General features: G+C 70.4%; 23 protein-coding genes. 19 read left to right on the forward strand and 4 right to left on the reverse strand.

Features of this window, described 5'->3' with window-relative positions:
• Positions 1-69 precede the first annotated feature (69 nt).
• From WME90_RS28305 to WME90_RS28320, 4 genes are all read left to right on the forward strand, one after another.
• A complete protein-coding gene (locus tag WME90_RS28305; protein WP_437275132.1) occupies positions 70-909 on the forward strand; it encodes an SDR family NAD(P)-dependent oxidoreductase in 840 nt (279 codons plus the stop codon).
• Between the two features lie 342 nt (positions 910-1251).
• The gene (locus WME90_RS28310; RefSeq protein ID WP_437275133.1) at positions 1252-2847 is read left to right on the forward strand and encodes an SPFH domain-containing protein; all 1596 of its coding nucleotides are present in this window, start codon (positions 1252-1254) and stop codon (positions 2845-2847) included.
• Positions 2848-3077: 230 nt separating this feature from the next.
• Complete coding sequence (locus WME90_RS28315; protein ID WP_437283669.1) at positions 3078-3461, forward strand: VOC family protein; 384 nt, start codon at positions 3078-3080, stop codon at positions 3459-3461.
• 103 nt (positions 3462-3564) lie between these two features.
• Complete coding sequence (locus WME90_RS28320; protein ID WP_437283670.1) at positions 3565-4194, forward strand: SGNH/GDSL hydrolase family protein; 630 nt, start codon at positions 3565-3567, stop codon at positions 4192-4194.
• 258 nt (positions 4195-4452) lie between these two features.
• Here the strand turns inward: WME90_RS28320 and WME90_RS28325 are convergent, their stop codons facing one another.
• A complete protein-coding gene (locus tag WME90_RS28325) occupies positions 4453-4848 on the reverse strand; it encodes a VOC family protein (protein WP_437275134.1) in 396 nt (131 codons plus the stop codon).
• 300 nt (positions 4849-5148) lie between these two features.
• Between WME90_RS28325 and msrB the strand changes: the two genes are divergently transcribed.
• Positions 5149-5547, forward strand: coding sequence for a peptide-methionine (R)-S-oxide reductase MsrB (gene msrB, locus WME90_RS28330; RefSeq protein WP_437275135.1), 399 nt, complete (start codon positions 5149-5151; stop codon positions 5545-5547).
• Between the two features lie 3 nt (positions 5548-5550).
• On the opposite strand, the gene lepB is transcribed toward msrB, so the two are convergent.
• On the reverse strand, positions 5551-6957 hold the full coding sequence (lepB, locus tag WME90_RS28335; RefSeq protein WP_437275136.1) for a signal peptidase I: 1407 nt from the start codon (positions 6955-6957) through the stop codon (positions 5551-5553).
• Positions 6958-7164: 207 nt separating this feature from the next.
• Between lepB and WME90_RS28340 the strand changes: the two genes are divergently transcribed.
• From WME90_RS28340 to WME90_RS28375, 8 genes are all read left to right on the forward strand, one after another.
• Positions 7165-8142, forward strand: coding sequence for a phosphotransferase family protein (locus WME90_RS28340; protein WP_437275137.1), 978 nt, complete (start codon positions 7165-7167; stop codon positions 8140-8142).
• A 69-nt stretch (positions 8143-8211) separates the two neighbouring features.
• Complete coding sequence (locus tag WME90_RS28345) at positions 8212-9513, forward strand: MATE family efflux transporter (RefSeq protein WP_437275138.1); 1302 nt, start codon at positions 8212-8214, stop codon at positions 9511-9513.
• Positions 9514-9705: 192 nt separating this feature from the next.
• Positions 9706-10329 (forward strand): glutathione S-transferase family protein, encoded by a 624-nt coding sequence (locus tag WME90_RS28350; RefSeq protein WP_437275139.1) that lies wholly within the window; start codon positions 9706-9708, stop codon positions 10327-10329.
• A 299-nt stretch (positions 10330-10628) separates the two neighbouring features.
• Positions 10629-10991, forward strand: a complete 363-nt coding sequence (locus WME90_RS28355; protein ID WP_437275140.1) for a DUF4258 domain-containing protein — start codon at positions 10629-10631, stop codon at positions 10989-10991.
• Between the two features lie 2 nt (positions 10992-10993).
• On the forward strand, positions 10994-11194 hold the full coding sequence (locus tag WME90_RS28360) for a YgiT-type zinc finger protein (RefSeq protein WP_437275141.1): 201 nt from the start codon (positions 10994-10996) through the stop codon (positions 11192-11194).
• A gap of 362 nt (positions 11195-11556) precedes the next feature.
• Positions 11557-13197 (forward strand): exodeoxyribonuclease VII large subunit, encoded by a 1641-nt coding sequence (gene xseA / locus WME90_RS28365; RefSeq protein WP_437275142.1) that lies wholly within the window; start codon positions 11557-11559, stop codon positions 13195-13197.
• A gap of 4 nt (positions 13198-13201) precedes the next feature.
• Positions 13202-13516 carry an exodeoxyribonuclease VII small subunit gene (gene xseB, locus WME90_RS28370; RefSeq protein WP_437275143.1) on the forward strand — a complete coding sequence of 105 codons (315 nt, stop codon included), beginning with the start codon at positions 13202-13204 and terminating at the stop codon, positions 13514-13516.
• 160 nt (positions 13517-13676) lie between these two features.
• Complete coding sequence (locus WME90_RS28375) at positions 13677-14765, forward strand: HisA/HisF-related TIM barrel protein (RefSeq protein WP_437275144.1); 1089 nt, start codon at positions 13677-13679, stop codon at positions 14763-14765.
• 73 nt (positions 14766-14838) lie between these two features.
• Here the strand turns inward: WME90_RS28375 and WME90_RS28380 are convergent, their stop codons facing one another.
• Positions 14839-16389: an outer membrane protein assembly factor BamB family protein gene (locus WME90_RS28380; protein ID WP_437275145.1), complete on the reverse strand. Its 1551-nt coding sequence runs from the start codon at positions 16387-16389 to the stop codon at positions 14839-14841.
• Positions 16390-16480: 91 nt separating this feature from the next.
• Positions 16481-16783: a hypothetical protein gene (locus WME90_RS28385; RefSeq protein WP_437275146.1), complete on the reverse strand. Its 303-nt coding sequence runs from the start codon at positions 16781-16783 to the stop codon at positions 16481-16483.
• Here WME90_RS28385 and WME90_RS28390 point away from each other — a divergent pair.
• The 6 genes from WME90_RS28390 to WME90_RS28415 all read left to right on the forward strand — a co-directional run bounded on the left by WME90_RS28390 (position 16776) and on the right by WME90_RS28415 (position 23636).
• Complete coding sequence (locus WME90_RS28390) at positions 16776-17669, forward strand: hypothetical protein (protein ID WP_437275147.1); 894 nt, start codon at positions 16776-16778, stop codon at positions 17667-17669. The two genes, WME90_RS28385 and WME90_RS28390, sit on opposite strands and share 8 nt — an antisense overlap.
• On the forward strand, positions 17666-19858 hold the full coding sequence (locus WME90_RS28395) for a hypothetical protein (protein WP_437275148.1): 2193 nt from the start codon (positions 17666-17668) through the stop codon (positions 19856-19858). The genes WME90_RS28390 and WME90_RS28395 overlap by 4 nt, the downstream gene beginning before the upstream one ends.
• Complete coding sequence (locus WME90_RS28400; RefSeq protein WP_437275149.1) at positions 19855-22350, forward strand: helicase HerA-like domain-containing protein; 2496 nt, start codon at positions 19855-19857, stop codon at positions 22348-22350. The genes WME90_RS28395 and WME90_RS28400 overlap by 4 nt, the downstream gene beginning before the upstream one ends.
• 168 nt (positions 22351-22518) lie before the next feature.
• A complete protein-coding gene (locus WME90_RS28405) occupies positions 22519-22917 on the forward strand; it encodes a hypothetical protein (protein ID WP_437275150.1) in 399 nt (132 codons plus the stop codon).
• Between the two features lie 145 nt (positions 22918-23062).
• The gene (locus WME90_RS28410; protein WP_437275151.1) at positions 23063-23359 is read left to right on the forward strand and encodes a hypothetical protein; all 297 of its coding nucleotides are present in this window, start codon (positions 23063-23065) and stop codon (positions 23357-23359) included.
• A complete protein-coding gene (locus WME90_RS28415) occupies positions 23349-23636 on the forward strand; it encodes a hypothetical protein (RefSeq protein ID WP_437275152.1) in 288 nt (95 codons plus the stop codon). The genes WME90_RS28410 and WME90_RS28415 overlap by 11 nt, the downstream gene beginning before the upstream one ends.
• Positions 23637-23678: the final 42 nt, after the last annotated feature.

Below are 23678 nucleotides of genomic sequence, written 5' to 3' on the forward strand. Positions count from 1 at the left end.
CCCCGAGCCAGGCTGGGGTAGCACTTCTCAAACACCACGTCTTCGTGGCGCGAGGGTAAGGAGGGATCGATGTCGAGAATCGCACTCGTTACAGGCGCGAACCAGGGCCTCGGTTACGCGATGGTGGCCCGTCTGTGCCAGGAGCTGCCGCCGGGCAGCACCGTGTACCTGGGGGCACGGGATCCGGAGCGCGGCGAGGCGGCCGTGGCGCGCCTGCGCGAGCAAGGGCTGCAGCCGTCGCTGGCCCGGCTGGACGTGACCGACGACGCCAGCGTCGAGGCCCTGGCCGAGACGGTGGCGCGCCGTCACGGCGGGATAGATATCGTGCTCTCGAACGCGGCCGCGCGCATCGTGAAGGACCTGCCGCAGGCGGTCCAGGTCCGCACCTTCATCGACACGAACAACCACGGCACCTACCGGATGATCCGCGCCTTCGGGCACCTGCTGCGCGACGGCGGGCGGTTCCTCGTCGTCGCGAGCTCCTTCGGCTCCCTCAGCAAGCTGGATCCGCGGCTCCACCACCGCTTCGACCCCGCCACGCGATCTCTCGAGGACATCGAGCGCGTCATGGACGAGTACGTCGAGCTGGTCGAGCGCGGCGAAGCAGAGGCCCACCACTGGCCGGCGTGGATCAATATCCCGTCCAAGATCGCGCAGGTCGCCTCGATGAAAATCTATGCGCGCCAGCGACAGGCCGAGGCCACACGGCGCGGGCTCACCATCGCGGCGCTCTGCCCCGGGCTCGTGGACACCGACGCGTCGCGCCCGTGGTTCGACGACATGTCGTCGGCGCAGTCGCCAGCGGACGCCGCAAAGAACGTCCTCTGGATCTGCACGCAACCCGCCGAGTCGGCGCGCGTGGTTTATGGTGAGCTCGTACAGCACCGCCGAGTAATTCCCTGGTTGTAACGCGGCGCTCGGGCCACCGCACGAAGCGCGCGACCCCGAGCGGATCACGAAAATCGCCCGGACTGTCCGCCGCTATCTGGCGGGCCGGACCGTGGTGGCGGGTGGCCGAGATCGGCGTGATGCCTCTCGGCAGGAGAGGGTGGCCAGCGCAGCGGTCGGGCGACTTCGCTCCCTCCTGGACCGGCGCTGCGCTCCATTCCGGATCGGCGCTGCGATCCATTCCGGATCGGCGCCTCGCCTATCGCGGGTCGCCGGCGCGCGGCGCGGCCTCGGAACGCCTCCTTCGCCGTGTCGCCTGCCTGGCCTGGTTCCTGCGAAAGCCGTTCTCGCGAGGTAGAGGTCATGACGCACATCGAGCAGCGCAGGGTCATCATCCACGAGGGCGGCGTTCCGGGCGGCGCCGCGGCGGTCCTCCACGCGGACGATCACGGGACCGGGGCGGCCGGTCGCGGGCGGTACGGTCAGGGCTGGCGCGCCGGCAAGCCGGCCGAAGATCCAGAGAAGCTCAAGAAGTGGGGCCGTATCAGCGCGAAGCCGAGCGAGTACCTGATTCACATGCGGCGGGGTAGCCTCCGGCCCACCTCCGGTCAGGGCGCCTCGTGCTTCAAGCTCCCGGGCGACAGCGTCGCCGTCGTGCCGACCACGGTCCAGAAGCTCCAGTTCACGGCCGACCAGGTCACCCTCGAGAAGGTCGGCGTGGAGGTCACGGGGCTCGCCGTCTACCGCATCGTGGAGCCGCTCATCGCGTTCCGGATGCTGAACTTCTCGTTCCCGGAGCGCGCGCAGGAGAAGCTCGAGGAGCTCCTCGTGGACATGTTCGCCGGCGCCGTGCGCCGGCTTGTCGCGAACCTCTCCGTCGAAGAGTGCCTGACGCGACGGAAGGAAGGGCTCGCCAGCGAGCTGATACGAGAGATCGTGCCCGTCGTCTCCGGGCGCGGCAGCGCCGAGGACGCCACCGACAAGGGGTGGGGCGTCCTCATCGATACCATTGAGATCCAGGACGTGCGTATCCTCTCTCCGGCGGTGTTCGGCAACCTGCAGGCGCACTATCGCCAGGAGCAGGAGCGGAAGGCCAGGGAGGCGTCGCTGCTCACCGAGCGCGCGGTCCGGCAGGGCGAGGCCGAGGCGCAGCGCGCGATCGAGCTGACAAAGCTCTCCGCCGAGGTCGAGCTGCGCACGCGACGCCAGGAGACCAGCGAGAAGGCCCGTCTCGAGGAGCTGGCCTCCGAGGCGCGGGTGGCGGAGGCGAAGCTCGTGTCCGAGCGGGCGGCCCGGGAGCGGCAGATCACGCTCGACAGCGAGATCGAGCTCAGGAAGCTCGCGGCCGACGTCAGCCTCAAGCAGCAGCGACAGGCGACGAGCGAGCAGGGCAAGCTCGAGGAGCTCGCGGCCGAGGCGCGGCTGAAGGAGACGCGGCTGGCCCACGAGCAGCAGATCGCGGCGCTCACGCTGAGGGCCGAGATCGAGAAGACGACGCTCGAGGCGGAGGCGGCGGCGGCGCGCCACGCGGCGAAGATGGCCGCGAGCGCCCACGAGATCGACCTGCTCAGGCAGCGCGCGGCGATCGCGGGCGCGCGCCGGCTCGTGGCCGAGGCCGAGCTCGCCATCGCCGAGATCGAGGCGAGGAAGGCGCGGCTCACGCAGGAGATCGAGCTCGACCGCGCGCGGGCGCTCCGGGAGATCGAGAACACCGTGTCGCCGGAGGTCATCCGGTTGACGGTCGCGCAGCAGATGCCGGCGCTCGCCGCCGCGTTCCAGCAGCAGATGGGAGAGGTGCACATCACGGCCATCGATGGGGCGAACCCGTTCGGATACATCGCGGCGGCCGTCGAGGGGGTGATGGGGCTGGCCCGCGCGGCAGGGCTCGAGGTGCCGTCGGCGCGCGCGCAGAAGGCGGAGCTGACCGAGGAGAGCGGCCTGGACAGCGGCCGGCGTTGAGCCCGGCGCCGTGGTCGCGCGATTCCGGCGCCGACATCGGGCGTAAGGAAGGCACAGGTCAGCGAGAGCGGTCCAGCGGGGCGGTGCCGACCTCCTGAGCTCCTCAGGCGGGACTGCCGACCTGAGAAGGCGACAGCTTCCCTGACCTATAGGGCTACCGCGCCTTCTCGCTTGCCTCGGACGACCGCAAGAGGTACCCCGGATCGATGCCCAAGGACGCCAGAGTCTTCGTGTTCGACCACGTTTCGGTCGGTGTCGAAAACCTCGAGCGTGCTGCGGAGTTCTACGACGCCTGCCTGGCGCCGCTCGGTTATGTCCGGCTCGAGCAAAACGCCCGTAGCGTGGGGTACGGGCCCGAGGGGTACAAAGCGGAGCCGCCCTTCGCCATCGTCGCGTCCGGTCCTGACGCAAGGCCTCCGGGTCGAGGCTCCCACCTCGCCTTTGTCGCCCCGAGTCGCGAGGCGGTCGATCGTTTCCATGCGGAGGCCCTCCGCAAGGGCGGTGTCGATGAAGGACCGCCCGGCATTCGCGAGAACTACGATCCCGGCTACTACGCTTCGTTCGTTCGCGACCCGGACGGCCACCGGCTGGAGGCGGTGCTGCACGAACAGTGACCGTGCGGCCGGCAACGTCATCGATCGCCATGATGACGCCGCGCTCGAGCGACCCGACCGACCGCCGAACCAACCACTACCGCTCATTTCACGGGAGAGAGTCATGTCGTCTGTCGTTCTCTTGGGCGATTCAATCTTCGACAATGGTTCGTATACAAACGGCGAGCCCGACGTCGCCTCGCACCTCCGCGCTCTCTTACCCTCCTGGCGAGTCACCCTGTGCGCGGTCGACGGTACGACCACTTCTGATATCGGACACCAGCTCGATCGAGCGCCGAAGGACGCGACCCACGTCCTCCTCTCGCTCGGCGGAAACGACGCGCTCATGAACGCTGACATTCTCGGGCTGCCTGTCCGGTCGACGGCCGAGGCGCTGGACACATTCTGCGAACGCGTGGATGCGTTCGAGCAATCCTACGCGTGGGCGCTCGAGGCTGTCGTCGCGCTCAGTCGACCGACCACGGTCTGCACGATCTACAACGGCAACCTCGCGCCCGGTGAAGCCAAGCTAGCGCGCATCGCCTTGATGATGTTCAATGACGTCATCCTTCGTCAAGCTTTCTCGCGCGCGCTCGACGTCGTCGACCTCCGCCTCGTTTGCTCGGATGCGGGGGACTTCGCGAACGCCATCGAGCCGTCGGGCGCCGGTGGCTTGAAGATCGCCCGAGCGCTCGTCCGCGCCCTGGGCGCCGCCGCAGTCCAGAAGCGAGCGACGACCGTGACCGCCGGCTGATGCGCCGTCGTGATGCCGAGACTTGGTTGCACGCTCCCCCTGGCCGGACACGCGCTCCGCGACGTTGAAGGGGAGGATCGCTTCCTCCTCGAATTCTGAGCACGCGCGTGAAGATTGCGGGAGACGCGATCAAGAAGATCGACGGACGCACGGCGTCATGGAACGAGGCGCGGACGACGGCCATGGCGGAAACCGCCGGCGCCCTCCGCCGCCCGCGCCACGTGTTCGAAACCCTCTCTCCGCCGAGATCCGTGCGGCTTACTGCGCGGGCGTTGGAGCCATCCACACCACCTCCCAGTGGTGCCCGTCGATGTCCTCGAAGCTCCGGGTGTACATGAACCCGTGGTCCTCCGGCGGCCCCGCCTCCTTGCCGCCGCCGGCGAGCGCCTTCGCCACCAGCGCGTCCACCTCGGCGCGGCTCTCGCACGAGAGCCCGAAGGCCCCCTCCACGTGCGTCGCGGTGTCGCAGATCGCCTTCTTTGTGAGCGTCTTGAAGAACGGCTCGACGAGCAGCATCGCGTAGGCGTGCTCGCCGATGAGCATGCAGGCGGCCTTCTCGTCCGTGAACTTGAACGTGAAGCCGAGGGCCTTGAAGAACGCCATGGTGCGATCGAGGTCCTTGATGGGCAGGCTGACGAAGAGCTTGTGGGACATGAAATTGTCCTCCTTTTGCTCCATGGACCCCCCGCCCGAGGAGAAATCATCGGTCGCTCGAAAAAATTTCGCGCCCCTCTCCGGCAGCCCCATGGGCAGCCCGACAGCTCGATGCGCGCCGGGTTCCAGAGCGGACGCGACGGGCGGCCACGGTCGCGTTGGCCGCCGCTGCACCTGCGGGCTCCGTGATGGTCGTCGCGCTCGCGGCGCGCGGGCGGATAGCCTAGGATCCATGCGCGCCGCCGACGCCGGGTCGACCCGAGCGCGCGCGACGCCAGGATCCAACGGCGGGCTCGAGCGATGGCAGAGAAAAAGATCTCCAAGACCGAACCCGAGTGGCTCCTGCGGCTCGGGCCGCACCGCTACAGGATGCTCCGCTACGGCAACACCGAACGTCCGTTCACGGGGCAGTACTGGGACCACCACGGGAAGGGCGCCTATCGATGTGCCGGCTGCGGCACCCGACTCTTTTCGTCGCAGACGAAGTTCGACTCCGGGACCGGCTGGCCCAGCTTCAGCGCGGTCCTCGACGAGGAGCGGATCGAGCGTCGGGCCGACCGGAAGCACGGTCTCGATCGGGTGGAGGTCGTGTGCGCCCGCTGTGATGGACATCTGGGGCACGTCTTCGACGACGGGCCAGCGCCGACGGGCGAGCGCTTCTGCATCAATTCCGCCTGCCTCGAGTTCGAGAGCGAATGACCCCTATCGTACCGCGAGCCCGGTGCGCCCCCAGCGGGCCAGGCCGTTCGCGTCGATGGACAGGTAGATCACGGCGGCGATCCCCTCGATGGCCTCGACGGACACCGGGCCAAAATGCCGCGAGTCGTGCGAGTTGTCCCGGTTATCCCCGACGACGTAGACGCTCCCCCGAGGCACCTTCACGTCGATCGGCGCGCTCGACGGGGGGACGCCGGGGGTGCGCAAGATGGGATAGCGCCTTCCATCGAGGGTCTCTTGCCACAGCTCATTGAGCTGTCCGTCTTCTCCCGGGAGGCCTTGCGCTGCGCCGGCGAGCTCCGAAGGCACCTGGCGACCGTTGATCCGTAGACCTCGATCATCGATCTGAACGCGATCTCCGCCGGTGGCGATGATCCGCTTGATGAAGCGCTGGCTCGGGTTCGCGGGGGAGCGGAACACGATGACGTCGCCGCGTCCGGCCCGCTCGCCGGGCCTGTCTTTCAGCACGAAGAGGTGGTCGCCTGGTATCACGGTCGGGCTCATGCTCGCGGAGGGCACCTTGAAGGACTCGATCACGTGCCGCCGCAGGGCGCTCGCCGTGCTCGCGGCGAGCGCGGCGTCCGTCGTGCTCTCGACCCTCATGACGAAGCCGTCGGGAGGAGCGGCCGCGACCTCGAGCCGCTCCAGGCCCGCCGCCCCGCTCTGCCGGGCAGCGGCCAGCGCCTCGGCGAACCGCGCGCCTGCGAGCGACGCGTCGGAGCGACCGGGGGACGATAACCTCGCCTCCAGGTGCTCGGTCGCGGTCACGACGAGCTCGATCGCGGCGTCGGCCGGCCCGAGATCGGCGACCACCGCGGCGCCGCTGCCGGAGAGCGCCTGGGAGAGCCGCCGCGCGAGCGCTTCCCTCGCACCTGGGCCGTCAGCGAGGGCGCCCGGCGTCGCGACGCGCACGCCGCCACCAGGCAGCGGGACGATCTCGAGCTGACCTATGCGGAGCTTGTCGCCGTCGGGCTCGGCCTCCAGGAGGCAGCCCACGTCCTCGACCGTGAGTGAGCCGAGGATGTCGGCGCGGAGCTCCGCCGGCTCGGCGACCGCGATCTGAACGCGCGAAATGCTCCGCTCGACGTCCACGCCGCACCGCTGGGCGCCCCACCCGAGCACGGCGCCGAGCTCGCCGGCGGGCAGAGCCTTCGGCTCGATCTGCGCGAGCAAGCGCGTCCGGGCAGGCGCCCGCTCGGCGAACGTCCGCCGGCCTTCACCCGGCTTGGGCTCCGCCGGCCTCGCCGGCGCCGGTCCGAGCGCCGCGCTCGATCCGGGCGCGCTCCCGCCACAGCCCGTGAGGACGTGGCCCGCCGCGAGGGCGGATGCGAGCACGAACGAACCGCAGAAGATGCGGCGAGCGAAAGGCCTCTTGATGGGCGTGGTGATCACCTTGCGACTCCAGCTCTCCTCGGGATCGTAGGGCGGCACAGCGCGAAGGACAACACGATAACCCGAATCGCCCCCCGCCCGCTACCCTGGTCCCCTCTCGCTCCGAGCCCCGCGCACTCCGGGCCGCGACTTGACAGCTCCCCGGGATCCGGCACAATGGGCGCTATTTCGCTCGTCACAAAAGCGGCCGTTCGACGAAGGAAGACCGTGGAAAGCAAGACCAAGAACCAAAAGACACGCCCGCAGATCGCGGCCATGGCTGCCAGGGCCTTTGGCGGCGTGGCGCTCGCCGACGGCGAAGACGCCGTGCTCGAGCTGAAAGACGGCTGGTTCAACGCGGCCTACGACATCCGGCTCGCCGACGGCCGGCAGGTCATCCTCAAGATCGCGCCGCCGAGAGACGCGGAGGTCATGCTCTATGAAAAGAACATCATGGCCACCGAGGTCGCCGCCATGCGCCTGGTCCGGCAGAACCCGGCCATTCCGGTGCCCGAGGTCTACTCCTTCGACAGCGCCCACGATCTGTGCGACTCGGATTACTTCTTCATGGAGAAGATCGCCGCGGACAACCTCGAGCACGTGAGCGCGAGCCTTGCCCCCGAAACGCAGGCGTCCATCGGCCTGCACATCGGCGAGATCGTCCGGGAGATCAACGGCTTCACCGGCGCCTATTTCGGTTACGACGGGAACCCGGACCTCCGCGCGAGCACCTGGAGAGAGGCGTTCACAAAGATCATGGATTCGGTGCTGGAAGACGGCGCCCGGAAAGGCGTGGCGTACGACCACGGCCACGACGAGATCCGCGCCGCCGTCCTCAGGCACGCCCCCGCGCTCGACGAGGTCACCACGCCCCGCCTCGTCCACTGGGACGTCTGGAACCCCAATGTCTTCGTCAAGGAAGGCAGGGTCGCCGGCATCATCGACTTCGAGAGGGCGCTCTGGGCCGATCCCTTGATGGAGGCCCAGTTCCGGCTGCTCTCCTCCGAGAGCATCACCAGCAGCATGCGCGGCTATGGCAAGACCTCCTTCACCTTCGAAGAAGAACGAAGGTGCCGCCTCTACTCGCTGCACCTCGCCCTTGTCATGAACACGGAGTGTCATTACCGCAACTACGACACCGATTTCGTCTACAACCTCTCCAGGCAGTGGATGGGCGAACACATGGGCTGGCTGAAAGCGAGCTGAGCGCTCATGGGCGAGCGCTCCAGGGTTGAGAGTCTGGGGACCGAGCGGGTCGGGAAGCTGCTGCTCGAGATGTCTTCCCAGACCACGCTCTCGCTGCTCGCCTATTCCGTCTACAGCCTCACGGACATCTACTTTCTCTCCGTGGGCGTCCACTCGCTGGCCGCTGCCGCGGCCTCGATCATCGCGCCGGTCCAGATCGCCTTCGGCGCCGTCGCGACGACCGTCGGGGCCGGCGGCGCCTCGGTGGTCTCCAGGGCCCTCGGCGAGCAGAACGTGGAGAAGGCCTCCCGGACGGTGGCAAACACCTTCCTGATCTTCTGGACGGCGGCGATCACACTCACGGTCCTGGGCTCGATCTTCATCGAGCCCATCGTCTATCTGCTCGGGGCCACCGACAGCATCGCCCCCTACGCCATCGAGTACGGGCGGATCATCTTCCTCGGCGCCATCGCCAGCACCGGCTACTCGGCCATCGTCAGGGCGGACGGCAACGCCAGGTACTCGACCGCCATGTGGATCATCCCCATCTGCGTCAACATCCTCCTGTGCTGGCTCTTCATCATCATTTTGCAGATGGGCGTCGCCGGGGCCGCCCTGGCGACGGTCTGTTGCCAGGCCACCTCGGCCGGCATGGGCGTCCACTTCTTCTTTTTCAGAGAGGACCGCTCCTATCGCATCAAGGCGTCCTATTTCAAGCCGGACTGGCCCATCATCATCGAGGTGCTGACGATCGGGTCCCCCTCGCTCATCAAGAGCGCCAGCGTCAGCCTGATCGCCATCGTCACAAACAACCTGCTCCGGCGGATCGGCGGCGACAGCGCCCTGAGCGTGTTCGCGATCGTGGGCCGGCTCTACTCCGGGCTGATCGCGCCGCAGACCGGCATCGTCCAGGGGATGCAACCGCTCGTGGGGTACAACTTCGGCCAGAGGAAGCTCGAGCGGGTGCGCGAGGCCATCCGGCTCTCCCTTGGCGCCGCGGTCGCGTACGGATCGCTCGTCTGCGGCGTCTGCCTGTTGATTCCGGCCGCGCTGATCGCCCTGCTCTCCAAGGAGAGCGCGATCATCGCTGAAGGGCAGACCGCGTTGCGGCTGCTTTCGCTCTCCTGTCCCCTGACCGGCGTGGCCATGGTCACGGCGGCCTCGTTTCAGTCGGTCGGCCGTGCCAGGGAGGCGCTGCTGCTCACCCTCGGGGGCATCCTCCTGGTCAAGCTGCCGGTGCTGCTGCTGGCGTCCCGCCTGTTCTCCCTGACAGGTATCTGGGCCTCCGAGGCGATCTCGGAGTTGATCCTTTGCATCGTCTCTTTCCTCCTGCTGAAGAATGCGCGCGCTGCCTCTGGCCAGGGCGTGGCAGGAGCGCCGGGCGCCGGCTGAGCCCACCTCCAAGCCGCCCGAAGAGCCGAGCAGAGGCCATCCCTCGCCGTGCACGTCCATTGACACTCGTCGCGAGGCGCCGTTAGATGCTCGCCCGCTGGCCGCCATCGACCTTTCAGAGCACGGCCGTTCGGGCGTAAGTAAATAGAAGCAACACCATCGGCCGCAGCGCGGCTGACGAGGGAGGCATCGATGAAGTTGTACGAGTTCGCTCCTACCCGCTCGATCCGTGTGCGCTGGACGCTCCAGGAGCTGGGCGTGGAGTTCGAAGCCATCCAGGTCAACCTCGGGGCCGGCGAGCACCGCCGCCCCGAGTTCCTCAAGATCAACCCTGCCGGCAAGCTCCCCGTGCTCGTCGACGGCGACCTCGTGCTCACCGAGTCCGTCGCCATCGTGCTCTACCTGGCCGAGAAGTACCCCGAGAAGGGTCTCCTCCCCACGGCCCCCGGGGAGCGGGCCAAGGTCAACCAATGGCTGCTGTTCGCGGCGACCGAGCTGGAGCAGCCGCTGTGGCGCATCGCGCGTCACAAGTTCCTGTATCCGGAGGACAAGCGCCTGCCCGGCGACATCGCCCTCGCCGGCCAGGACTTCAAGGCCATGGCAGAGGTGCTGGCGAAGCACATGGAGCAGCGGCAGTTCGTCGTCGGCGACCGCGTGACGGTCGCCGATTTCGTGATGGCCTACACGCTCGACTGGGCCAACGAAGCCCATCTCCTGGACGACTTCCCGACGCTGCTGGCCTACACGGAGCGGATGTACGCCCGCCCGCACGCGGCCCCGCGCATCTCCCAGGCGTTCGCCAGCCTCAAGGCTTGACACGCTCGGCCGCCTGGTGGCGCAGGCGCTCGCCGCGCCTGGGCGCCTGGTATCCACGGTGCGGCCTCTCCCCTCGACACACCGCCGCGCGATCCGGCCCGAGCGCGCACGACTCGCCCGGGCTCGCGCGCTGGATGGCACCTGCGGCGGACACGCCCGCCCTGCCCCGGCCCGGCGACCCGCCCCGGGCCCCGTCCACGCCTGACATAGCGCGCCGCGATCAGCGCGTCCGTCCCGGCACGCATCCGGGCGGTCGACCGTGTGCAGCGTGAAGGCGCCGAGCGGCGTGGGCGTGGAGCTTGAGCGAGGTTTCGGGCATACTGCCGCAGGAAACGGTCAAGCTCGATGGCGGCAAGCGTTCTCGACCAAGTCCGGGCGGCGGCGGCGAAGAAGGTCCTCTTCCTCCCCCACCCGGTGCGGCAGATGAGCCGGCCAGTCGGATGATCTCGCCCGCCGAGATCAACGCCGCGATCGCGGCCGGCGAGCTGATTGAAGACTACCCCGAGGACGTGCGCGGCCACAGCTGCCTGCTCCTAGGATCTGGGGACAGCGGTCGTCCCATCCACGTCGTGTGCGCACCGAAGCCGGATTACCTGGCCATCATCACGGCCTACATCCCCCACCCCGATCAGTGGTCCGCCGACTTCAAACAGAGGAAGTGATCATGCAGTGCATGCATTGTAAAGGCGAGATGAAGCGCTCCCATGCTCCGTTCAGCGTGGACCGCAACGGATATCACGTGCGCTGGGACGCGGTCCCCGCATGGGTGTGCGAGCAGTGCGGCGAGCCCTACTTCGAATCGGCAGAGGTTGCGCGTATCCAACGCGCCCTCGATGCGCTCGATCGCGAGACCGAGGCGGCGTGAGCACCGACTCCAGGACGTTCCTCGAGTTAATCGGCCGGTAAACGATACCAGCGGACGCCGGACCACCCGGCCCAGGTTGGTGTCACCGCCCGGAGAACAACGATCTGGCGCCAAGCCGTAAAGCAAGCGAGCGGGGGCCCGCCGCTGCGGCGCAGAGGGCTCGTCGACGAGCGGCCCAGCGACCTCGCGGCGATGACCTCCCGCCGGATCGCGGGGCAACGCACGCTCGGCCGCCTCGCGGCGAAGACGCCCACCTCGCCAACGCCCCTGGGCGCCACGTCGCGGCCTTCTCACGCGACGCACGGCCGAGCGAGCGATGCCCGCCCGCGATGCCCGCCCGGGATGGATGATAGAGTGGCGCGATGAGCCGCCGCGTCGCCAGCGACGGGACCGGGTCCCTCCAGATCCACTTTGCCTTTGATCGAAGGCTTGTGGAGGTCGTGAAGTCGCTCCCGTCCCGCCGCTGGAATCCCGAACAGAAGACCTGGCGCGTCCCGGAGACGCACGTGGTCGCGGTCGTGGAGGTGCTGCACCCCGAGGGGTTCGGCTTCTGCGAGGTGACGCAGCGCCTCTACCGGGAACGCGGCGGAGCGCTCGCCCTCGACGAAGCGGGCGTCACGCCGGTCCGCCCCCTGGAGCGCGTCCGCTCCGAGGAGCCGCGCGAGGCGGATGCACGGCCGAGGCCGGCGGCCGCGTCCGACTTCACCGTCTCTCAGCTCAACGGAAAGGTCCGCGCCGCGCTCGAGGCGGCGTTTCCGGCCTCGATCTGGCTGGTGGGAGAGGTCTGCGGGTACAACCGGGCCGCCCACAAGAGCATCGTCGGCTTCGAGCTCGTCGAGCGCGACGCCCAGGGAAAGGAGCTCGCCCAGATCAAGACGACCCTCTTCGAGAGCGCGCGCGCCGAGATCGAGCGGCGCCTCGCCGCGGCGGACAACCCGTTCCAGATCGAGGACGAGATCCAGATCCGCGTGCGCGGGCGCGTGGAGCTCTACGTCCCCTGGGGCTCGTACCGGTTCCTGATCGAGGACCTCGACGTGGGCTACACGCTCGGCGAGGCCGCCCGGCGGAGAGAGGAGATCTGCCGCCGGCTCGCCGAGGAAGGGCTCCTCGAGCGGAACCGCTCCCTCCCCTTCCCCGCGCTGCCGCTCCGCGTGGGCCTCGTGACAAGCCTGGGCTCGGACGCCTACAACGACGTGCTCAGCACGCTCAAGGAGTCAGGGTTCGCGTTCCGCGTCGTGGCCCACGGGGTGCGCGTCCAGGGACGGCAGACCGAGCCATCAGTCCTGAACGCGCTCGACTGGTTCCGGGCGCGCGCCGCGGACTTCGACGTGCTGCTGATATGCCGCGGCGGCGGCTCGCGCACCGACCTCGCCTGGTTCGACTCGGAGCCGATCGCCCGGGCCGTCGCCACATTCCCGCTCCCCGTGGTCGTCGGGATCGGCCACGAGAAGGACATCTCCGCGCTCGACTTCGTGGGCTTTCGCGAAAAGACCCCGACCGCCGCGGCCGCATCGCTCGTCCAGCGGGTCTCGGACGCGAGGGATGCGGTCGAATCGTCGCTCCTGAGCATCCTCGACCAGAGCCGGCGGGTCCTCCGGTCCGCCTCGTCGGATCTCACCCGCCGGGCGGCCCGGGTCCCGCGCTCCGCGTCGCTGCTCATCGCGCGCCGAGCGGGCCAGCTCCAGGAAGCGGCCCGCCAGCTCCGGCAGGGCGCGCGGCGCGATCTCGACGCCGCCTCGCAGCGCGTCGACGAGATGGCCTCGCTCCTCGGGCCGCGCTCCTCCCGGAGGCTCGCGCTCGAGTCCGAGCGCCTCGAGTCGCGCGGGCGGCGCCTGCGCCTCCTCGATCCGCGGCGCGTCGTGGAGCGGGGATACGCGATCCTGCGCACGCAAGAGGGCGCGGTGCTCACCGACGCGGCGCGCGCGCCCCAGGGGACGACGCTCATCGCCGAGCTGAAGCGGGGCGTGCTGCGGCTTCGCTCGGACGGATCGGAGGAGACATAAGGTCATGGCAAAGCTGAAGCGCGCGACGAAAGAGCCGTCGGCCGAGGACACGACAGGCCCGCAGCGCGCCACAAAGGAGGTCTCCTACGGCGCGGCGTCGCTGCGCCTCGAGGAGATCTTGCAGAACATCGAGGAAGGCCAGGTCGACATCGATGAGCTCTCCGCGCTCGTGAAGGAGGCCGCGGATCTGGTGACGCTCTGCCGCCAGAAGATCCACGCCGCGGAGATCCAGGTGCAGACCATCACCGAGCAGCTCGAGCGCGAGGCCCCAGAGACCACGGACGCAGACGAAGAAGACGAGGACGAAGAGGACGAGTAGGCGGGCGCGGGGCACGGGATTCGCGGGAGCGGCAGGCGCGCGTTGCTGCGGCCGCAGCAGGGTGCGGAATTCCTGCCCGGCGCGCAGCATCCGGCGAGCACCGTCGCGTCCGCGCGCGGCGCGCAGCGCGCGTGGCCTGGTGCATGCTAATCATCGCCCCGTGACCTCACCGCTGCTCGCTCCTTTCTCTTTCCCGAACGGCCTCACCGCCAGGAACCGCGTCTGGCTCGCCCCGCTCACGAACGGGCAAAGCCACGACGATGGCGCCCTTGGCGATGACGAGCTCCGCTGGCTCTCCTACCGCGCGCGCGGCGGCTTCGGCGTCGTCGAGACCTGCGCCGCCCACGTGGCCGAGGACGGCCAGGGCTGGAAGGGCGAGCTCGGCATCTTCGCCGACCGGCTCGTGCCCGGCCTGCGCCGGCTCGCGACCGAGATCGCCGCCCCGGGCGCGCTCGGCCTCGTCCAGCTCTTTCACGGCGGCCTCCGCGCCAATCCTCAGGTCTCCGGCCTGCCCACGTGGAGCGCCAGCGCGGTCGCCGAGCCGGACCTCCCCGTCCCTCGCGCCGCCACCGAGGAAGACATCCTCGCCGTGATAGACCGCTTCCGCGACGCCGCGACGCGGGCGCTCTCCGCCGGCTTCGCGGGCGTGGAGCTGCACGGCGCCCACGGCTACCTCCTCGGCCAGTTCCTGTCCGCCACCCAGAACCGCCGCACGGATCGCTGGGGCGGCGCGTGGGAGAATAGGGCTAGCCTCCTGCGCGAGACCCTCCGGGCGGTCCGGGCCGCCGTGCCGGCGTCCTTCGTGGTCGGCGTGCGCCTGTCGCCCGAGGACTGGGGCCAGGCCAGGGGGCTCGACCTCGACGAGAACCTGACGCTCGCGCGCTGGCTGGCCGAGGACGGCGCCGACTTCCTCCACCTCTCGCTGTGGGACTCGAGCAAGCCCTCGCAGAAGCGCGGGGACACACACCCGCTGCCGCTGTTCCGCGAGGCGGCGGGGGCGGGCCTGCCGCTCGTGGTCGCCGGCGGCGTCTGGACGCGCGCCGAGGCCGAGGCGCTCCTCGACAAGGGCGCCACCGCGGTCGCGCTGGGGCGCGCCGCCATCACCAACCCCGACTGGCCGCAGCGGATCGCCGACCCCGCCTGGCAACCGCGGCGGCCGCCGCTCACGCGCGCCGAGCTGTACGAGCGCGGCGTCTCCGAGACCTTCGCCGGGTACCTGCGGAGGTGGAAAGGCTTCGTGGCGGACTGACGGCCACCGGCGCCCGCGCCTGGCACCACGGCACGGTCGGGCTCCGGCGTCCGCCGTCCGGCGGCGGGCAGCGCTACGGCAAGCCGAACGCGAAGAGCGTGTTGCCCGGCGTGCCGATGCCGAAGCTCTCGTAGCCGCTCCCCCAGAACACCATACCGCGCGTCACCGCCGGCCCGGCGTTGACGGAGCCGTCGGCCGGATGGCTCCAGAGGACGTCGCCCGTGGCGGCGTCGAGCGCGTGGACGTCGCCGCTCATCGAGCCGCCGTAGACAACGCCGTTCGCGACCGTCAGCGGCCCCCTGGTCTGCGCGCCCTGCGTGGGATCGGGCGTCTGCCATAGGATGTCGCCCGTGGCCGCGTCGAGCGCGCTCCACGAACCCCAGTTGATGACCTCCCCGGAGGGCTGCAGCGTGTAGTCGACCTGGCCGTTGTTGCCGATCGGCACGTAAATCCTGTCCTCGTCGACGGCGACTCCCCACATGATGCCGCCCAGCTCCCCGCCGGGACCGACCAGCGTGCTCCACACAACGCTCCCGTCGTCCCTGTCGAGCGTCCAGAAGATACCGCTCTTCTGGCCGGCGCCGACCAGATCGCGGCGCTCCGCCCCCTCGCCGGCCGTGAAGAGCGTGGCGCCCGTGCCGAAGTCGTAATCCGGGCCCGCCGGATCGGGGCACCAGTCGCCGCCGAAGTAGCAGGCTCCCGTCCAGGTGTCGAAGCCCTGGAGCCGCCGCGCCCACTTCAGCGCGCCGGTGCGGAGGTCGAGCGCGAGGACGGCGTCGATATAGTCGTCCGGCGCAAGGCAGGCCTCGGCCGCGAGGGTGTCGTCGCCGGCGGCCTCCACGCACGCCGAGACGGACGGCGGCACGGTGTAGTTGTTGCCGGTGGTCACGTACAGCGCGCGGCGCTTGAGGTCGAGCGCGGGCGCGCCGCCCCAGACGGCGCCGCCGGTGTAGCCGGCGGGCACCGTGTAGCGCTTCCAGAGCACCGCCCCGGTCCCCGCGTCGAGCGCGACCACGCTGCCGCGGAAGCTGCAGCACGGATAGGCGTTGTCCGCCGCGAAGAGCTCCTCGCGCGAGGAGACACCCACGTACACGCGGCCGCCGTGCACGACGGGAGACTGCGTGATGATCGCCGCGGGGTGCGGGTCGAGCTGCCTCTTCCACAGGAGCGCCCCGGTGCGGGTGTCCACGGCGATCATGTGCGCGCCGGCCAGGGTGCCGAGGAACAGCGTGTGGCCGTGGAGCGCGGGGGTCGTGCGCGAGACGGCGCCGGCCGTGCCCGTGAGGTCGGCGATCGTGCGCGTCCAGATCGGGTGCCCGGTCCTGGCGTCGAGCTTGTACAGCTTGCCGCCCCCGTCCGGAAAGTAGACCGCGCCGTGGTCGACGGCCGGCGTCGCGGGGACGATGCCGGTCGTGGTGAAGGCCCACTTCACGGAGAGTGATGCGACGTTCGATGGCGCGATGTCGTGCTCGTCGCGCGCGTAGTGGGTGTTGGCCAAATCGTTGCCATAGACGGTCCAGCGCCCGGCGCCCGTGCCCATGGCCGTGCTCCCCAGAACGACAGTGAGCAAGGTGAGACATACGGCGGCCCCGATCGCGGACCGCACCCAGAAGATGTGCTTCATGGTGCTCCTCCAGGGGCCTCGAGGTGAGCGGCGATCGGCAGCCCTACGCGCCAGTTCCGTCGCCTCTGCAGCACGAGGCCCCGAGTCTACGTCACGCGGAATCGAGCTGCGCGTCAATCGGATAGAGAAAGGCGGCGCGGCGGCGTGGAGCCCCTTCCCATGGCTGGATACGGGGGTAATCTCGGCCACTCGGGAGGTGGGCCACGAACCGGAACAGCACATCGAGTCCGCGCTCGCGGGCGACGACCACGAAGACCACTGCAGCGAGGAAGAGCAGCGCCGAGGAGCCGAAGAAGGCCGCCGCGCCGCGTAAGGCCGCCGCGCCGAAGGCTCCCGCGAGGCAGAAGGGCGCGGCGCGCAAGAAGAAGGAGCCGCCGCCGTCGCCGGTGCCCAAGCTCCTCGGCGTCCTGGAGTCCCAGAAGCAGCTCGGCGGCGCGTCGTACCCGCCGACGCTCGATCGGCTGACGGAGCTGACCGGTGACACGCTCGCGGTGACGAGCAAGGCGCTCAATACCAAGGAAGCGAAGGGGCGCGTGCTGCTCTCCCGCGCGGCGGGGGGCAAGAAGAAGCCAGCGCCTGAAACCACGCTGGTGCTGCTCACGGAGGACCTCCAGGCGGCCGCGCAGTCCGATCGGCTCCTGGAGGTGCAGCTCCGGTCAGCGCGGAAGCCCGACGCTCCCGCGGTCGATCTGGCGCAGCTCCCCAAGGGCCTCGTGCCTGCCATCGGCCGCGCGTTCAAGGCGGCGCTCCATCAGCGCATCGCCGAGCGCCGCCTCCCCCGCACCATCGGCGCCTTGCCCGGGAAGAAGCCGCTGTTCTTCTTCCTCGAAGACGCCGTCCTCCCCGCCGCCGGCGCGCCGGCGCGGCCCGCCGCGGCCGCGACCGACGGCGCCGCCCGCCGCACGGCCCCCGACGGCCACGGCAACGCGACCTCCGACGGCCACGGCAACGCGACCTCCGACGGCCACGGCAACGCGGCCCCCAGCGGCGCCGGCGCGCCGGCCATCTCCTTCGCCGATCGCTTCGACGCCGCCTTCTCCTCGCTCGATCGCGCCTCCGGCCGCCTCAACTACGTCACCCTCCACGCGCTCCGCGCCGCGCTGCCGGACGTCCCGCGCGCCGCCTTCGACGCGGAGCTCGCCGCGCTCCGGCGGCAGCGGCGCTACTCGCTCGACCCGTCCGACGGGCGCCACCACCAGATGGCCGAGGCGGAGCGCGACGCCGGCATCATGGAGGCCGGCAACCTGCTCGTCTACGTGGCGCGGAGGGACGACGCATGAGCGAGGAGCCGACGTTCGAGCGCTTCCTCGCCGCGGTCCGAGGCACCAACCCGTTCCGCAGCCACCGCATCACCGACGTCGGGGGCGGCGAGGCCACGGTCGAGTCGATCCACAAGAACGCCTTCACGAAGCTCGTGCGCGTCGTGCAGGACGCCGCGAAGGAGCCCACCAGCATCGGCGCGCTGCTCATCGGCGCGCCCGGCGTCGGGAAGAGCCACCTGCTCGCGCGGCTGTTCCAGTGGGCCGGGGAAGACAAGGCGACGGTCGTCTACCTGCACAACATCCTCGCCTCGCCCGAGCGGATGCTCCGGTACGTGCTCAACGCGACCGTCAGCGACCTCGCAGGGCACCGCGGGAGCGATTACACGCAGTCGCGGCTCTACACCGTCCTCAACCGCGCCGTCATCAGGACGGGCGCGCTCAAGGGCCGCAGGATGATGACCGGGCCCCGGGAGATCGACGCACGAAAGGAGGCGCTGGCCCGCCTCGGCGCCAAGATCGACCCGCAGAACGCGGTGATCCCCGTGCTCAACGCGTTCCTCACCGGGACGTCGCTCGCGAGCCTCGGCGACGCCGGCGCCGAGAAGCGCGCCCAGGCGGCGGTGCTCTGGCTCTCGGGCGAGACGCTCGGGCCCGAGGAGGCGCGCCTGCTCGACCAGGCGGCCGGAGAGGACGGCCTCGCCCTCGCGGACGACGCCGCGGTGGAGCGCGTCCTCCACGTCCTCTCGCACCTGTGCGCCCTCGCCGAGCTCCCGCTCGTGCTCTGCCTCGACCAGATCGACAACCTCGATCCCGACGCCGTGCGCGCCCTGATGTCGTACGCGCACGCGCTGCTCGACCGGGCGAAGCACCTCGTCGTCATCGTGTCCGGCGTGAAGCAGTCGATGCTGTCGCTGCGCACCGGCGAGGTGATCCCGGCGGCCGCGTGGGACCGCATCGCCGAGCGGATCCTCGAGCTGCACATGGTCTCGCCGGAGGAGGCCCGCGCCATCCTCGAGGGGCGGCTCGACGCCGCGCTCTCCGGCTTCGAGGAGAAGGAGATCGAGGAGGTCATCGCCGCGCGCAAGCGCGATCGGCTCTTCCCGCTCGGCAGCGCGTGGCTCGAGCGGCGCCTCGACGGGGTGCAGGAGCTCCGGCCGCGGGACGCGATCCTCTGGGCGCGCGACCGCTGGGAGGCGCAGCAGGATCGGCTCGCGGCCGTCGGCGGCAAGCGCTGGCTCAAGGAGTGGCCTGGCCCCGAGGGCGGGCCGACGCCGCCGCCGGTGAAGCTGGAGGACGTCATCGACGCCGAGGTGAAGAAGAAGCTCGTCGAGGGCACGACCCGCCGGCGGCTGCAGCAGGCGTCGCTGCCGCCCGACGAGGACAACCTCGCGAGCCTGACGCACCACCTGCTCGCCAGGTGCGCCGGCAAGGGCGGCTCGACGCTCCTGAGCGTCGAGCACGCCACCGCGAAGAAGCGCGGCAAGGTCCCGGCGCACCACCTCGTGGCCAGGGAGAAGCGCGCGGACGGCGTGATCGTGACCACCGGCGTGACGTTCCTCTGCGCGCCGAGCGGGCACGGCGCGCGCCTGCCGCTCCAGCGCATGGTCGAGGACACGAAGCACACGGACAAGCGCATCCTGGTCACCGACGAGGAGCGACGGCCGCTGCGGCTCGGCGGCGCCGGCAAGGCCGCGTACGACGCGCTCTGCAAGCTGGGCCGCCAGCGCTTCCTCCACCTCCACCTCGACTTCGCCGGCCACGCGGAGCTCGACTCGCTGGTGGGGCTCCTCGGCGCCGCGAGGAGCCACGATCTCGAGATCGAGCACCCGCGCGGCCAGTACCGCAAGGTGACCGAGGCCGAGGTGATGGCGTCCTTCGAGCGCCAGAGCCTGCTCCTCGCGCACCCGCTGCTGCGGGAGCTGCTCACGGAGGAGATCGTGAAGGGAGGCGGGGACTCGACGCCTCCGCCGCCGTGGGATCCGCAGCAGACGCGGGAGCACATCATGGCCGAGCTCTCGTGGCGCCTCGGCCTGATGGCGAAGGAGCTCGCGCAGATCTTCGCGAGCCGGAAGAAGCTGCAGGAGAAGCGCTTCCCGGAGGTGTGGTCGCACATCAAGAAGACGGCGCAGGTGCTCCACGAGGAGGGCCACGTCCACGCGACGGCGACCGACGACGATCTCTTCGTCCAGCTGCGGAGCAGGAAGTGAGGCTCGTCCACGTCAACGTGACCCAGCTGCGCGTCGCGGCGACGTGCCCGAGGCTCCACTGGTTCGACGCGCGCGCCACGGCCGAGCGGCAGGACGGGCGCACGGTCGTGAGCCGCATCTGGCGCAAGGGCGGGGAGGCGCCCGGCTGCGGCGCGCTGTTCCACACCGCGGTGGAGCGCTTCAACGCCGCCGCGAGGGGCTCGGACGAGGTGCTCGCGGCGCTGGAGGCCGCCGGCGACCCCGCGGGCCTCCAGCAGGCGCTGATGCGCTGGTTCAACGCGTCCTGCCTGAACCTCGACGCGCTCGCGGCGCGCCCGGTGCCGCTCCGGCGGGGCTTCATCTCCGCGGTGCAGCTCTACATGGAGGAGCTCGCGCGGCTCGCGGCGCACGCGAGGGCGGAGGGCCTTCCCGCGGCGGAGCTCCGCGCGCAGCTCTTCGGGGACTCGCGCAAGCGGGTCGACGTGACGTTCCACGTGGGGGAGGACGTCCACGTCCACGTGACCGGGGCGATCGACTACGTGTACTTCGATCCGCGGCTCGGGAAGCACCGCATCGTGGACTACAAGCTCACGCCCGCGACCTCCCCGAACAGCGATCTCTTCCAGGTCTTCACGTACGCGCTGATGCACCACCACCAGCACGGCACCCGGCCGGACGTGGCGGTGTTCTACCTGCACCCCACGCGCAGCGTCCGGGAGGCGCGCTGGGAGGAGATCGAGGCGAAGCGCGGCAAGGTCTACGAGCTCATCGCCAGCATGGTGGCCTGGTCCGATCACGCGGCGGGCGCGGGCGGGCTCCCGCCGCCGGGCGACCGCGCGTACTGCGGCGGCTGCAAGCACGAGCGCTCCGGGGCCTGCGTGGCGCAGCTCGGCCACAAGGACATGGGCGCGTGGGACCGGCGCTGGACGGCGCTCGAGGCGACGCGCGGCGGCGACGCGCCGGAGGGGCGCGAGCGCGCCGCGGGCAGCGCGCCGGCGGCGGGCGAGGCGACGGCGGACGAGCCGATGGTGGAGGACGATCCCGAGCTCGACGAGGCGCTGGCGGTCGTGAAACCGGTCGGCGAGCGCCCGAAGCCGGCGCCGGCGCGAGCGCGGGGCCGCGGGCGAAAGGCGCCCGCGGAGGCGCCGCCAGGCGGCGAGCGCCCGAGCCCCGCGGCGCTCGACGCGGGAGCGAGCCCGAAAGAGGCCCGCACCGCGGACGTCACCGGCATGCTGCTCGGCTTCGACGACGGCGGCTCGCCCGTCTGCGTGGACCCCGCGGTGCTGCGGACGCACGTCTCGGTCGTCGGCGCGGCGGGGAGCGGCAAGACGTGGATGGCGAAGATCATCGCCGAGGAGGCGCTGCGCGCCGGCGTCCCCGTCGTCGCGATCGACCCCCAGGGCGATCTCGTCCAGATGATCGAGGCGCGCCCGCCCTCCGACGTGCCGGCGGAGCTGCGCCGCGCGTGGGAAGAGCTGAGGGAGCGCGTGGAGCCGCGCATCCTCACGCCCGGGTCCTCGCACGGCCAGCGGCTCTGCCTCGACCCCCTGCGGCTCCCGAGCGCGGGCGAGCTCTCGCACATCGCAAACCCCGCGCTGCGCGCCGAGGAGGAGGAGGGCCTGCTCGTGGCCGTGGCGGCCAACCTCGTCAGCCTGTGCGCGTGCGGCGGCGAGGAGGAGTCGCAGCGCACGTTCCTCTACCAGGTGCTGCGGCACCTGCCGCGCGCGGCGCCGGTCCGGCTGAGGGACATCGTGGCCGCCGTCACCGCGCCCGAGGATCTGGGCATCGACGACGTCGACAGCCTGATCCGCAAGTCCGAGCGCGAGCGGCTCGCGCGAAAGCTCAACACGTTCGTGCAGGGCCCGTCCGCGCGGCTCTTCTCGGGGGGGACGCGCCTCGACTTCACCGAGCTGCTGCGGCCCTCGAAGCCGGGGCGCGTGCCGCTCAACATCGTTTACCTGAACGCGCTCAGCAACGACGACGAGAAGCACTTCTTCCTCGCGGCCCTCGCGACGGAGCTGTACCGCTGGATGATCACGACCGTGGACGCGACCTCCGGCGGCGTGAACCTGCTCTTCTACATCGACGAGGCGCGCGACTGGATCCCGGCCGGCGGCAGCAAGCCGCCCGCGAAGCAGCCGCTCATCCGGCTCTTCACCCAGGGCCGGAAGTACGGAGTGGGCTGCCTGCTGTGCACCCAGAGCCCTCGATCGGTGGATTACAACGTGTTCGGCAACACGAGCACGAAGCTGATCGGGCGGCTCGAGGCGGCCCAGGACGTGGAGCGCGTGATCGACTGGTTCACGAACGAGGGCGGGGCTCCTCCCTGGGTCGCCGCGCGCAAGGGGGCGCCGAAGGGGAGTTTCGTCGCGCGCTGGCCCGACATGCCCGCGGAGCTCGCGGGCCGCGCGTTCAAGGGGCGGACGCTCTTCACGCGCCACGCCGGCGCGTGGTCGCCCGACCGCGTGGAGCGGGCCGTCACCGAGGCGGGGCTCCGTGGCACAGGCGGCTGACGCGGCGAGCGCGGGCTGGGCCGACGCCCTCTCACCTGCGCCGCGAGGCGCTCGGTTCCGGCATCGCCCCGTGCTCCGTGGGCGAGTTGATGCCGTCGGCACCACTCCCTGGCTACCGGCTCCAGATCGAGCTTTCGTAACCGAATGACATGTGGCAGGGAGAGCGACATGGCGAGCGGAAACCCAAGGAACCCGACGCTCCACTTCTGGGATGTGCCTGCGGCGCTCCTCGGGCTCGCGGTGGCTGGCGCGCTCTCTCGGATACCGCTCTTGGGAGAGTTCGATCTCCTGTGGGTCGGAGCTCCGGCCGCGTTCGTCGCCTTGCGGCGTCTGGCGCTACCCCAGCTCACGCCGGCGGCCACTGCGCCCAAGCCGAGCCTCTCCATCTGGCAGAGGCTTGGTGCCTACTTCTGCCTGATCCTCGGGGGTGTCATCACCTTGATTGCCGGCATAGCGTTCTATATCAACGCCACGAGGGAGACACGTCCAGAGTTCACATGGCAACTTCTTCTCCCCATCGCGATTGGCGGCGCGCTTGCCATGGTCGGTGTCCGACGACTGACGTAGCCCATCCGCACCGGCGCCTTGCCGCGGTCTGCGCATTTCCCCCGTCATCTTCGTCTGCGCTGATGCGTGGAGACGGCACGACCGGTGTTCAACGACGCGGCGCGCCGCTCGATCGTGCGCTGTGCAGGCAAGGACGACGCGAGCCATGAAGCCGTTCGCTCAGATGGCTGCCGTCGATTGCGAGAGCCGCACGGTCGTCCACAGTCTGGAGATCGCCGTGCACCTTGCCGACGCCCGCAGCGCCATGCAGCGGCCGCCAGACTTCGAGAGCCCGTACATCGTCTCCTGGGGCCGTGTGCGCCGCGACGAGGCCGAGCGGCTCGTCGCGCAGGAGGAGGACCCCGAGAGTAGGCAGGAGCTGCTGGCGGAGCTCAACGAGATCTTCGCGTCCGACAGCGTCCTGATAACGCTCTTCTACGCCGAGGAGCGCCATGGCCAGTGACGTCACGCTGTACATCTTCGACCCGCGGCTCGGCACGATGGTGTGCAGCCGCTGGCTCGGCATGCGTGGGACGCTCGCTCGGGCCCACCACATCCTCGGCCGCGCGCCGGATCGCAGCCAGGTCGGTATGGACTGCTGGACGGATCTCTCGGCCTCCGAGGCCTCGTCGATCGCCGAGGCGAGCTACGGAGGCGGGGCGAGCCCCGCGGAGATCGAGGAGTATGCAAAGGCATTTCCGCCTCCCGCGTTCTGGTGGCTGCTCGTCCGCGATTACTGACCAGGCCGGTTGCTGAGCACGCGCGACACGAGCGCGAGCAGC

The sequence above is a fragment of the Sorangium sp. So ce375 genome, assembly GCF_051473855.1.
Taxonomy (GTDB): Bacteria; Myxococcota_A; Polyangia; order Polyangiales; family Polyangiaceae; genus Sorangium.